10 protein-coding genes and 1 tRNA gene are annotated in these 13,093 nt (G+C 42.6%); 7 read left to right on the top strand and 4 right to left on the bottom strand.

What is annotated here, in order from left to right; genetic code table 11:
- Positions 1-201 precede the first annotated feature (201 nt).
- Positions 202-274, top strand: a tRNA-Lys gene (locus tag L0B18_RS05480).
- 163 nt (positions 275-437) lie between these two features.
- Here the strand turns inward: L0B18_RS05480 and L0B18_RS05475 are convergent.
- The gene (locus tag L0B18_RS05475) at positions 438-2,474 is read right to left on the bottom strand and encodes a phospholipase D-like domain-containing protein (protein WP_234569323.1); all 2,037 of its coding nucleotides are present in this window, start codon (positions 2,472-2,474) and stop codon (positions 438-440) included.
- A gap of 63 nt (positions 2,475-2,537) precedes the next feature.
- On the opposite strand from L0B18_RS05475, the gene L0B18_RS05470 reads away from it, so the two are divergent.
- The 4 genes from L0B18_RS05470 to L0B18_RS05455 all read left to right on the top strand — a co-directional run bounded on the left by L0B18_RS05470 (position 2,538) and on the right by L0B18_RS05455 (position 7,191).
- Complete coding sequence (locus L0B18_RS05470; RefSeq protein ID WP_234569320.1) at positions 2,538-2,846, top strand: FtsB family cell division protein; 309 nt, start codon at positions 2,538-2,540, stop codon at positions 2,844-2,846.
- 64 nt (positions 2,847-2,910) lie between these two features.
- Positions 2,911-3,858: an ROK family protein gene (locus tag L0B18_RS05465; protein ID WP_234569317.1), complete on the top strand. Its 948-nt coding sequence runs from the start codon at positions 2,911-2,913 to the stop codon at positions 3,856-3,858.
- A 15-nt stretch (positions 3,859-3,873) separates the two neighbouring features.
- Positions 3,874-6,699 carry a putative LPS assembly protein LptD gene (locus L0B18_RS05460; RefSeq protein ID WP_234569295.1) on the top strand — a complete coding sequence of 942 codons (2,826 nt, stop codon included), beginning with the start codon at positions 3,874-3,876 and terminating at the stop codon, positions 6,697-6,699.
- Positions 6,700-6,762: 63 nt separating this feature from the next.
- Positions 6,763-7,191, top strand: a complete 429-nt coding sequence (locus tag L0B18_RS05455; protein ID WP_234569293.1) for a hypothetical protein — start codon at positions 6,763-6,765, stop codon at positions 7,189-7,191.
- A gap of 19 nt (positions 7,192-7,210) precedes the next feature.
- On the opposite strand, the gene L0B18_RS05450 is transcribed toward L0B18_RS05455, so the two are convergent.
- On the bottom strand, positions 7,211-8,794 hold the full coding sequence (locus L0B18_RS05450) for a Ppx/GppA phosphatase family protein (RefSeq protein WP_234569290.1): 1,584 nt from the start codon (positions 8,792-8,794) through the stop codon (positions 7,211-7,213).
- Between the two features lie 193 nt (positions 8,795-8,987).
- On the opposite strand from L0B18_RS05450, the gene L0B18_RS05445 reads away from it, so the two are divergent.
- Positions 8,988-9,929 carry a YheT family hydrolase gene (locus L0B18_RS05445; RefSeq protein WP_234569289.1) on the top strand — a complete coding sequence of 314 codons (942 nt, stop codon included), beginning with the start codon at positions 8,988-8,990 and terminating at the stop codon, positions 9,927-9,929.
- Here the strand turns inward: L0B18_RS05445 and L0B18_RS05440 are convergent.
- A complete protein-coding gene (locus tag L0B18_RS05440; protein ID WP_234569288.1) occupies positions 9,908-10,513 on the bottom strand; it encodes an NAD-dependent epimerase/dehydratase family protein in 606 nt (201 codons plus the stop codon). The genes L0B18_RS05445 and L0B18_RS05440 overlap by 22 nt on opposite strands.
- A 305-nt stretch (positions 10,514-10,818) precedes the next feature.
- Between L0B18_RS05440 and L0B18_RS05435 the strand changes: the two genes are divergently transcribed.
- Positions 10,819-11,772 carry a YpdA family putative bacillithiol disulfide reductase gene (locus L0B18_RS05435; RefSeq protein ID WP_234569287.1) on the top strand — a complete coding sequence of 318 codons (954 nt, stop codon included), beginning with the start codon at positions 10,819-10,821 and terminating at the stop codon, positions 11,770-11,772.
- On the opposite strand, the gene L0B18_RS05430 is transcribed toward L0B18_RS05435, so the two are convergent.
- Complete coding sequence (locus L0B18_RS05430; RefSeq protein ID WP_234569282.1) at positions 11,767-13,032, bottom strand: hypothetical protein; 1,266 nt, start codon at positions 13,030-13,032, stop codon at positions 11,767-11,769. The two genes, L0B18_RS05435 and L0B18_RS05430, sit on opposite strands and share 6 nt — an antisense overlap.
- Between the last annotated feature and the right edge of the window lie 61 nt (positions 13,033-13,093).

Genomic DNA, 13,093 nt, shown 5'->3' with positions numbered 1-13,093 from the left:
ATTTATCTGGTTCGAAATAGAACGGAATTTACACCGTTAAGATAATTAGAAAGTCTTTGTTCTGCATGCTTATAAAGGACTTTGTTCTACTGAATGTTTAATCATATAAGTAAAAGAGTTTAAAAATTAGATTTCAACGTTTGATTTTCAATTGATAAAACTCTTATCTTGACAGCCTTTGACGAGAACGATATGCTCGTTGAATCGGTAGCTCAGTCGGTAGAGCAACGGCCTTTTAAGCCGTGGGTCGAGGGTTCGAGCCCCTCCCGATTCACGCTTTTTAGAGCAAACCATTTTACTAAGAATCTCTCTTGATTAACCTCTATCGGCTGATACCCGGTAGGGGTTATTTTTTTATAGAGAGAGATTTGATATGCGATATTAGATTTGTGAGTGAGCGATTTACGATTGGATACGTTTTATTCATCGGATGATCTCTACTCAACAGTCACGTATGGTCTCAATTTCTGCATAGTTACAGGCCCGATTCCACGAATATTGGTCAGCTCATCCACATCTTTGAAGAGTCCGTGTTCCAGCCTGTATTGTACAATTCGTGTGGCATAGGTGGGGCCAATTCCGGTAAGTGCCTGCAATGTCTCCATATTTGCGGTATTTATATTGATTGGAAATGTGATGGCAACTTGGGTATTTGCATTTTCCAAATGAACTCTTGGTATCAATTCGCCAACTTTTTCTGTATTCCTCCACATACCAACTCTCATCCCCCGTGCCAGTCTTTCGTATTGTTGAAAGGCACTTACCGAATCCGGATGCTGACGGAAATACGGGGTCCATTCCCCAAAACCCTTTTTAATCAATTCTGAATTTATGTGTTTAATATTTCCATTCCCGTCACGCATTTCAACATACGCCCGGTACGAACTGTAACGAGATTCCGGAACTCCCAGGTTGAACCCTTTTAATCTTACCTCTTTTCCCTCAAGAAGATTTCTCAGGAAAACAGCTGCATGCCCGGAAAAATATTCAGATGAATCCTGACCCGCGTACATTCGCGGTGCATCCACTCCAAGTAATCTGACCGGGTATCCAAAACCTTCGGCAATCTCAATTTGGAACATATTGCCGTCAATAACTTCCGAAACGGTGTACCATTCATTGATATCAATTGGAGGAACGGGTGGTGCGGCCGCCCCAATAGCACGATTCATCGCACCCATAAAATCCTGGTAATATTGATTGGCAATGGTTGGGGAGTGAAAAATCAACAAATTTTCATCGTTATTTTCCTCAGCATTTTTGGAATAGTTGTACGATCCCGCAATAGCAATTCCACGATTATTCTCGAACGGTTTGGTCACATCAATCAGCATGATTTTGCTGTGAAGCGTCCGAAGTTCATTTGCCTGGCGGATATTGCGCGTTCCCATTCGAGCCTCAGGCGTAGCCCAGATAATACCGGCATTTCTGTATTGGGCGTAAAATCGCGGATCAATCAATCCCTGTAGTTTAATCCCGTCACGAAAAGAGCGCCGCCACATCTCCTGGCTCATCGGGATATTGTGCGTAATTGCAAACGCCAGAAAATTGACATCCTGCTCGGCTTCATCCCGAATCAATTCATAAATCCTGGTACCGGGCGAAGGTTTGGTTCGGTCCCGGTTGATCGGAGCAAAAAACAACTCCACTTGGGTCGAATCAACAAAAAAGATACTCTCTCCCACGTACTGTTTGTCTTTATGATAACGCGCCAACCCGGGATTTGGAAGATCTCCCTCTCCGCCCCACATCTGGCAAAACTCCTTGTAATATGCCTCGGCAATTCCGCTGTCTTTAATTACAATGGTATTATTGGTGTTGATCGGGCCTGTATACGTCAGGTTCATGGAGCCGGTCCACACATAATGGTCATCAGGATTCTCACTCAGAATATCGATCACGGCAAACTTGTTGTGCATATCGTAACTGGCACCGACCAACCGGTTTGATGTTACCGATCCGTCGGGGTGAAATACATCGCCGCCATCATCTATACTGTAAATTCCGGCGCTCCGCAGCGTAGTCCACATTTTCTCATCCAACTCACGGTCGTTGAAACGATTGTAATAATCGGTAACTACCCGAACCCGTACTCCCCTTTCGGCCGCATGAACCAACGCCCGGCCCACTTTCATATTTTCCAAATCGTAAATAGCCAAATCAACACTGTATTTTGCGGAGTCGATCAAATCCACCAGTGTCTTAACCAGATCATGCTCATCATTAGCCTTGTTGTTCTCTTTGGCCACAGAATGATCTGCCGGCATATTGAAATACACTTCAATCCATTCTACTGAACTGGTATCGGCATTCTGGGCATGAATTTCATGAAGAACCGGTGTGATCAAATAAAAGAGGAGAAAATATCCGGTGGTTTTTTTAAGTGTGTTTAAGCGGAGGTAAGACGTGAAAAGTAAAAAGAAGTATTCGGCTTCGAACCGGAACCTTTTCACTTTTGGTTTTTCGCTTTTCACAGTGAGATATTTTGTATCTACGCGTAATTTGAAGTAATTTCGTAAAAATATCGATACAGAACCATGAACACCGAGTATTTAAATCCTTTGCGTTGGAACAAGTCCCTGCTCATCAGCCTGCTCGCAGCCTGTATCGCTATCTGGTTTCTTTTTTTTGATACATACAGTTTAATGACGAAAATACAGTTAGAAAATCAAAAAGATGATTTGATTGAGCGGACAGCAGAGTATCACGAAAAAGCAGCCGAATTGGAGAAAAAAATTGAGGAGCTGGAAAATAATCCGGATCTGATTGAAAAGATTGCCCGGGAAGATTACGGCATGAAGAAACCGGATGAAACGGTTTATAAGGTTAAAAAAACGGACGAATAACCTTTGCTTCCATGGCCAATTCTTTTCTTTTTTGAATAGATGTCACTTCACATAATGAAAAGATATGATTGCTATTGGTATTGATTTAGGCGGTACAAACATCAAGGCCGCCCTTGTTGATAGGAAAAAAGGATTTGTTAAAACAAGCTCCATTCCAACTCACGCCGACATGGGTAAAGACCATGTCTTCGACAGAATTGCGATGGCTGTAGCCGACCTTCTGGAAGGCCATGATGAAAAGCCAATCGGAATCGGGATGGGCATGCCGGGAATGGTAAGTATGGATCGAAAAGTGGTTAAAAGCCCTCCGAATCTTCCAGGCTTTAAAGTAGAAAATGTTGCCGATCAGATTGAAAAAAGAACCGGTTTTAAATGTGTGATTGGAAACGATGCCAACCTTGCGGCGTTCGGTTCGGCCCGGTTTGGCGTGGGAAAAGATCTCGACAATTTTATTATGGTCACTCTCGGTACGGGAGTTGGCGGTGGAATTATTTTCAACAACAAAATTTATCGCGGAACCACCGGCATGGCTGCAGAACTTGGCCATGTAATTATTGACTATCATGGCCCGTTATCTAACAGTAATACACGCGGTGGCATTGAGGCGTATCTTGGACAACGTTTTTTAAGCCGTTACGCAGCTGATACGATTCGTCAGCATCCGGACAACCCGCTTTATATAACCTTTCATAAAGATTTTGAAAAGCTTGAGCCTGTTGACCTTTATCATGCAGCAAAAGAGGGTAACTCTCTGGCTATTGAAATTCTTAGAAAAACCGGCGAAAAGCTCGGCTATGCCATTGTTAATTATATACATGTTCTTGACATCAGAAAGATTGTTGTTAGCGGAGGTGTAGCCAAGGCCGGGAAATTTATTCTGGATCCGGCTAAAGAAACTGCATCAAGATTATTGATGCCTCCATTTCTCGAGGACTTCGATATTATTTATGAATCACTCGGAAATGACGCCGCACTCCTGGGAGCAGCAAGCCTTGCGTTTGAAGAGCTGTGATGCTTAGCTTAAAACATGCAAAATCACCTATCGGGAAATCCTTCAATTTGGCTTTTTTTGCTCATTATTCTCGTCTTTTCTCTTGAAGGCAGAGATGCGTACGCACAAATTCAGCCGGATACTTTACAGGTTTCTCCACCCGATACGTTAGAATCTGTGCAACCCGATACTTTGCAAACCGTTCCTCCGGACAGTTTACTGGATTTACAACCGGACACACTGCAGATTTCCCCGCCAGATACTTCCTCTATTTCCCCCGGAGGTTTTTCTCCCGAAATGGAATCCGGACAAACTACACAGACGGCCCAAAGCCGGGGAGCCGAGCGCGAGGCCATAGAAGATGCCGTCAATTTCCAGGCGCGTGATTCCCTGACGTTTTCATTTGGGGAACAGCGGATTGCCATGCTTTACGGTTCCGCAAATGTAGAACATGAGAGCGGACAACTTTCTGCCGGTTCTGTTGAGCTCAATCTTAATGAAAGCCAGGTTCAGGCAACGGCAAGCTCGCCTCAAGACACATTATCGTACCCGGTTCTCACCAGAGACGAACAAGAACTCAGAAGTACGCGAATTCTGTTTAATTACGAAACGGAACGGGGAAAATTCGAAGTCGCCGAAATCAGCATCCAGGAAGGGCACCTGATCGGAACCAAAGTAAAAAACGTTTCGAGAGATGAGGTTTTTATTGAGGATGGCATCTATTCCACATGTCCCCCAACTCATATGTATTACTACATCCAGGCCGACCGAATGAAAGTTGTGGAGGAAGAAGAAATATTTTTCACCAATGCACGGCTCTTCATTTTGGACATTCCCTATCCGCTGGTATTCCCTTTCGGTTATGTACCCGCGGGAATTGAACAAAAGCAATCGGGATTACTTGAACCCACGTATGCATTCCAAAATACATCAGCCAGGGGAATTGGACTTCAAAACCTGGGCTGGTTCCAGTATTTCAGCGATTATTTTACTGCACAAACCTCTTTTGACCTGTTTACTTCCGGTACCTTTTTTAATGAAACCAGAATGCAGTATAGAAGAACCGGCAAGTTTAACGGAAGTATTATGCTGGGTTATTCCAAGGAAAGAGGGCTTGAATCTACCGACCCTGGATATGGAGAAACGGTATCCAAAAACCTATCGATCACACACGATCAGGAGCTTTCGCCGTATGCAAATATCTCTGCTAATATCAATCTTAGAACCAGTGACTATTTCAGCAGAAACTCATTTAATATTGATGATCGTGCTCAAACCAGTAGTACTTCACGGATTTCATACCGGTATAATCACCCCGAAAACCTGTTTAACTTTAGTGTAAGCTCTAATCTGAACCAACAGTTCAATACAAATACAACACGACTTACCGGACCAAAAATGGATTTCTCGCTTCGGCAATTTTCTCCATTCAAATCAAATCGTCCGGGTTCAACAGACGAGCGATGGTATGAGCGGGTATCTGTAACTTATCGAAATAGTTTTGAATCTGAATATTCATTCAGGCCAGATACTTCTTTATCCGGGAATGCCAACTGGTTTGAAGCTCTTTTTGACAAACAGAAGTATGAAGAAACTACCGGGAATGATGAGCATCTTCAATACGGATTCATTCAACGTGCACAGGTTAATGCCGGGCAAATTATTCCAAGCCGTTTTCTGAATATAAGCGCCAATGTAAATTTTAATGAATACTGGTATCCCACTACCATTCGGAGAGAATTTAACGAAGAAGAAAATGCGGTTGAAACCTCCTACAAAAGTGGATTTACCACTGCCCGTGATTTTACCACCAGCCTGAATTTCAACACAACATTTTACGGGATCTCCCAAGTAAAAATCGGCAACTTCGAAGGAATTCGCCACACCGTCAGGCCTACCATCAGTTTTAGTTACAAACCGGATTTTTCCAGTGACACATGGGGTTATTATCGCGAAGTTCAATCGGATACACTCGGAAATACCCGAAAATATTCCATCTTTGACGAAGGTGTTGTTGGAGGGCCGTCAGCGGGCGAACAACGAACCATGTCATTTGGCATTACCAATATCCTGGAAACCAAGAGAGTCCGCAGAGATTCTACGGGAGAGATTAACTCGGAAACTCTTCGGATTATCGACAACTTATCGGCAACATCAAGCTATAATTTTGCCGCCGATAGTTTGAACTTTGGAAATATGAATGTCTCACTCACATCGAGTGTAGTTAATAATTTTCGAATACGGGCAAGCGCCTCATACTCGTTTTATGCCCGAAATGATAATGGCGGGGAAATTGACCGCTTTATCTGGCAGGAATCAAATAAATATTTGCAGCCGCTGAGTTACAGTTTTAGTGTCTCGACCGATATAAGTCTGGGGGGACGACGGGGAGCAAGAATTTCAACCCCGCCATACCGGCCGTATGATCCGTACGATCAGACGTTCTTCGGCCCTGTGGATTCACGCTTTTATACACAACCCATTCAGCATTTTAACTCCCCGTTCAGGATGGGGCTCGATTTTAGCTATCGCTGGTCCTACCGGCCAAACAGGGAAGCCACCAAATCAGCAGTTTTAAATGCCAACGGGATTACATTTAACCTGACCCCGAAGTGGAGCGTGAGCACCCGCATGGGATACGACTTTATCGAAAAAGAGCTGACACCTTCTCAATTTAGTTTAAACCGGGAAATGGTTTGCTGGAATTTATCATTCCAGTTTAGTCCATTCGGAGAGTTCCAGTACTACTCCTTCCGCCTCTCGTTACAGGCCGGAAAGTTACAGGGACTTTTCCAGAAATTACCGTTGTTGAATAATCTCGAAAGAAGCTCTTCACCAAATGGGCGCAGACCTCGTTTTTAAGATCTGGTTAGAAACTTGGCAATAATGTTTGATACTTTATGAAATCAAAAACAACTTATAAACATGCAGGATAAAGCCAGGCTTTTTGCTTACTCGACATGGGCGATCATGATTTCGCTTGCCATCATTTTATTTACAAACCGGTTTTTAACCTTCGTAGCTCAACCCGGCTGGGAGGGACTGGTCGTACTCCTTGTATTTGGATTTGTATATATGAATCTGGTTTTCACTGTTGTGAAGCGATACATCAGGAAAGTGCCTGCACCCACCCAATTACATAACCTGCTGGGAGTTCTGGTATTTCTCCCGCCGGCCTGCTGGATCGTAATCTCTGCTACTGCCATTTCTACTGATGAGATTCTTATTCTTGCAGTGCTTGTCCTTGCATGTGGATTGGGAATTTATTTTGGCAACCGGGCGGGTATTCGGGCACGCTACGAGTATATTCAGAAGCTTAAGGAGTATCAGGAAAAACAAACAGAGAAGAAATAATCTCTTATTCTTATTCCGACTAAGCCATTACGGCTGTCAAGCTTTCGACCTCTTGAATCTTCAATGTCTTTCCGGTTACTTCTTCAAAAAGAGCATTCTTTCTCATTGCTCCCCAAATCTCCAGTTGGGCGTCAGATTCCGTTTTAATCCTGATGATAATTTCATCAGAACCTTTTTCGACAGCCATCGCCAACACATTTTGGTAATGGCTTCTGTCCAGTCCGTCGGCTATACGCATGATGGCAGAAAGCTTTCTTACACGCTTCTTATCATTCTCGCGAAGTTTATGGTAATGCGTGTGGCGTTTCTTGGGCGTAGACCTGCGGTGATAACGGGCTACATTGGCCATAATCTCAATTTCATTTTCCTTGAACCCTTTCAGATCCGCATTTCGGATGATATAAAGCGCATGTTTATGATGTTTCCGATGAGAAATATGATAGCCAATGTCGTGCATAAAACAAGCGTATTCCAGCAGTTCACGATCCACATCGTTTAGTTCCAGTTCCTCCTGAAAATTATCAAATAACTGGACAGCCAGTTTTGCCACATGTTTGGAATGCTGCTCATGCCAGTCACATTTATGAACCAGCTCCATGACACTTCTGCGGCGCGGACTTTCAATAAACTCTCTCTCTTTGATGTGACTCATCTCCTGGTTGATATATCTCAGAATAATGCCTTCCCGTAAAGCTTGAGAGGAAATCTTGACCCGTTTAATTCCGAAATTCTTCAACACATAATGCACCAAAACCAGACCGGCAGGCAACAGGGCAATTCGCTTCTCATCAAGTCCCTTCAGCTTCGAGCGTTCGTCGTAATTCATGGAAATAACCTCGTCATAAAACTCAAAAAACTCTTCTGATGAGAATTCAATCTCATTGACTGTCATATTTGGAGATTGCTTCTTTCTGTAGGCAATCATCAATGCGATATTCTCCATCGTACCGGAAGAACCGATAAGTAAAGCGGCCCGGTTAGATGCAAAAGATTGTGCCACATCCGACAGGTTATCCCTGTAATAATCGGTAAGGGTTTGAATCTCGTCTTTCGAGATTGGATCATGATCCACAAACTTGGCGGTCATCCTGCCCACTCCCATCTTTTTACTGCTCAGGTGATAAAACTTCTCTTTATCGGCAAGAATGTATTCAACACTGCCGCCGCCAATATCCATAATGAGTGACGGATGATCCGGCATTTCCACTCCATGCTGAACAGCGAGTCCAATCAATTCAGCTTCTACCCGGCCGGGAATGGCAACAATTTTAATTCCTACTTCATCAATAACACGCTGAATAAACTCGCCCCCATTTTCTGCTTCCCGAATAGCGCTGGTTGCATACGCGAGAATGCGGTCTACCCCTTGGTGATCACAAAGTGTTTTAATCTTGTACAAAGCATTCAGGGCCCGATCCATGGCTTCGTCAGATAATCGGTTCTCCATTCCCTTTTCGGCCAGCAAAACCATCTCTTTTAGTTTGTCAATCGTATAGAAACTTCCATCGGGATAAATATCCACGATTACAGCATGGAACGAGTTTGTACCCAAATCAACTGCGGCAACCCGTTTAACAGGTTTCTTAAAATAAATTTCAGTCATGAATTACGGCCGTTGGTTAGACATCAGTAAAATGATAAACAAAGTGTCTGCCAAAATCTTCCGCCATTTATTAATTAATTGTGATGAATTGCGGTTTTGTACTTAAAAACAAGTTTCAAGAGGGATTGATTTCCTTCCTCTTTCTTTTTTGAAGCACTGCATATATCTATCATCTTTTTTAATTTTATGGATTATGATGAATAGTGTTCCCGCTTTCAAATCGGCCCCTTGGTGTTTCAACGGGCATGCTCATACCGTACTTTGCTCCCTGGTGTTCGATTCACCCAATCTGCATTCAGAAAAAATCCGGATTGATACACCGGATGAGGATTTCCTTGAGCTGGATGTGGTCAACCGGGGAACCGGCAAGCCAGTGGTTGTTCTTTTTCATGGGCTTGAAGGAAACTCCAGGAGGTTTTACATCACTCAACTTGCTGAACATCTTATCAACCGTAATTTTTCAGTAGTTGCGATGAATTTCAGAAGTTGCGGAGGTCGAATGAATAATCAGCGCCGGTTTTATCATTCCGGCGAGACTGAGGATCTGGAAACCGTCTTCAACTGGGTTCACGAATCATTTCCAGCCTCAAAGATTTATGCGGCGGGATTCTCGCTGGGTGGCAGCACACTTCTGAATTATCTAAAAAAGCATGGAACACATCACCCGCTTCGGGCCGGTGCCGTAATCTCTACTCCATTTGATTTGAAGCAAGGATCGGTAAACCTGGAAAAAGGATTTAACCGCATTTATTCTCTGCTTTTTTTGCAAACCCTGGTTAAAAAACTGGAAGAAAAACAACAAACATATCCTGACCTTCCGGGCTTTAAAGGATCTACTCTTTATGAATTTGATGACCAGGTGACCGGCCCAATCCACGGTTTTGAAAATGCGGAGGACTATTATCACCAATGCTCAAGTGGATTTTTCATCGATCAGATTCAAACAGAAACTCTGGTCATTCACAGCCAACAAGATCCTTTGTGTCCGTTTGAATGGACGCCGGCAGAACAGATTCAGAACAACTCAAAATTCACTGCGTATTTCCCGCGTAAAGGCGGACATGTTGGTTTTTGGAGTTTGCCGAATGGTTGGCTGAATCAAAAGATCGGCGATTATTTCTCCTCGTTTACCTGATCCGGTTCTCTCTTTGTAACCGGAATATTTCTCTGATTGTTAAAATACTTTTCCAGAATTCTTCTGAAATACAGTTTATCCATATTCAGCCCTAATTCCCCGATAATATCCCTGACAATTTCCGACGGATAAATCTCAAAATCAGGCGGTTTGGTAATGACATTTGTGCGCGGTTTTGCTCCATAAAAAACAGAAATCTCACTTACTATCTCCTCGATTCTATAATTCACTGTACTGGCTACTTTTATAACCTTGTTGAAAATATCTTTCTCTACAAGTTGATTTGTTATTTGAACGGCATCTTCCACATCAAGAATATTCCGGATTGAATTCTTCCAAATATCGATCACTTCGTGCTGCCGAACTTTTCTGGCCAAAAGATTTACCAGGTTCTCGGGGTTTCCGGTACCGCCAACCAAATTGGGCAATCGTATAATCAGGTAAGTTGGATGCTGCTTTACATACGCTTCCATCATCCGTTTGTGCTGCAAGTATGGCGATTTTGAATAAATTCTCTCCTGAGAAATGGCACATGTACTAAAGTAAACAACCTTTCTCTCTGTATGTTCGGTAAGTGTTGCCAACAGTAACTCCTCTTCTCATTTAAATGCGAGAATAGATTTCTCATTTGAATTTGAGACTCCACTGGCAAAAATCACCACATCTGAGTATGAATGTGGAGTCTTTGAAAAAGAGGATGCTATTAATCCATTTCCAATGATCATCTCAGCAAAATAATAAATCGACTGTCTTATTGGAATGAATAGAAAAACATTCATTTAAAATGAAAAGGAAGAAATCGTTCTTCCGACATCGTATGACATTAAACCTTATTGATTTGTATTTTTAAGATTCTGAAAGTCATTATGCAATCAAATAAAATTCCACCATGGTAGTTATTATCGGGGCCGGCCCCATCGGATTGGCAACAGCTATAGAATTACAACGGAAAAATATTGAATCGATCATCATCGAACGGGGATGTCTGGTTAACTCTATTTACCATTACCCCGCAAATATGACCTTTTTCTCGACGTCGGATCGTCTGGAAATTGGAAATATTCCGTTTATTTCACACGGGCCAAAGCCTACGCGAAGAGAAGCCCTGGAATACTACAGACGGGTTGCTGAACATTATGAGTTGAATATCCACTTGTTTGAAGAAGTAGATGCACTCGAAGGAACGGATGGAAGTTATACTGTTAAAACGTCGAAAGGCAATTATGAGGCAAAAAAAGTGGTTCTGGCAACCGGCTTCTATGGCCAGGAAAACCTGATGAACGTGCCGGGCGAAGAACTGCCAAAAGTATCTCACTATTATGACGATCCCCACAAATACGCCTGGCAAAATGTGCTTGTTGTGGGAGCTGGAAACTCAGCCGCAGATGCCGCACTCGAAACCTGGCGGTGTAAAGCGAATGTTACGGTTGTGGTCAGAGAGCCCACCTTAAAACAAACCATCAAATATTGGGTAAAGCCGGATATTGAAAACCGGATCAAGGAAGGCTCCATCAAGGGATATTTCAATTCTGAAGTACTCGAAATCAGGGAAACTGAAGTGGATATTCAAACCCCAGATGGAAAGGTGACAATACCCAATGATTTTGTACTGGCAATGACCGGTTATCACCCGCATTTTGGGTTGATGGAAAACCTGGGGATCGAACTTTCACCCGATGAAATCAGGATGCCTATTCATAGTGCTGAAACCCTGGAAACCAACCGAAAGGGATTGTATGTGGCTGGTGTGGTTTGTGGCGGGATGGATACCAGCAGTTTGTTTATCGAAAATACGCGTATTCATGCGAATCATATCGCCACGGATATTGAGAAAAATCTATAGCGCGGATTCACTTTCTTCAGCCTTCTTCTTGAGAAGTTTTTTTATTCGATCTGCAATATCCTGAATGCTGTAATTATTTATATCCACAAAAAGATAGCTGTTTATCAACTCCCTTCTTGCAAATCCAAGATGATTGGGGATCACCTTGTTATATAAAACAATCACCAAAGGCATATTCCGTGCATTGCAATAAACAGACAGAAACTTGGGTACCATTCTCTGCTGCGTACCCATCACTACAATGTTGGCATGAAGAAGCATTTGTATCATCTGGTAAAGTTTCTCGTCCTCTTCTCCTATTCTGAGGTGGAAACGACTGTCATTATCAAATATTCGAAATGCCTGCCGGTCATAGATTTCTGAGAGTTCGGCAAGTTTCTCCACTTGCGATTCCGTAAAGCCCAACTTGTTTTGGTTGAAAATACAATTGTTGAAGGCTCGTTTGTACCCATCCGAAAAGACAGTGAGAGGAGTAAGTTCATTCTCAAAATGATCGCATAATAATTTCAAAAACTCATAATACTCTTCAATTTTTATATGGCCTGTTGCACGGGCTTTCCGGGGATCATCAAACTCTTTCATCGATATCTTAGAGTCTCCCCAAACATTTACATATGTGTTCCATGGAGTTTTAATCATGGCGGTATCTCCCTGGCGAATGTGAGCGATAGCCCTGTTTGAAAAATCTTGTCCCGAAATCTGCTGTTCTGTTTGACTGTGTTTTTTGAGGAAAGCAGACCTAAAATCAAGACCTGAATCCTCACAACCATCCAGTTTATTATAGATTCCAAAAAAAGAACTGTACCCTTCCAGCATAATCCTGATGTTTACTTTTTTCTGATTTTTTATGGATGGATACAGCTTCAGTTTCAGGTACGCGATAATCAGCTCTTTACTCTCTAATCCTCTCTCAAGAAAGAAAAACTCGTCCAATTTCAGAGTGTATGGTTTGCTGTCGAGTTTTGCAGTATCCACGGAAATCTCTTTCAAATAATCCTGCAAACCCAAAAAGTCAAAAATATCGCTGTATTCTTTATCTGTATTTTTTGTATTTCCCTCCAAAGCACTGCTTCTTTCCGATTGTATCGGCGTATAATAGTATTTACAGTTCAGCGAAGTGCCAAAAGAATAAAAAACCATAAATTTGATTAACTGGTCTGTAAATCCCCCTGTATCAACATCAACCGTAAAATAGCTCTCTCTTTCGGCAACCAGTTTATCGAATTTCCGGAGGGTATCTTTTTGTAGAGAAAAAAGCATTTTGTAGTACGTTTGAAGAAGGCTTTTCTTTATACTTTTGGCTCTTTTCTTAATCGATATG

The sequence above is a fragment of the Rhodohalobacter sp. 614A genome (assembly GCF_021462415.1).
GTDB lineage: Bacteria > Bacteroidota > Rhodothermia > Balneolales > Balneolaceae > Rhodohalobacter.
This window is presented reverse-complemented; position numbering and strand designations above follow the sequence as displayed.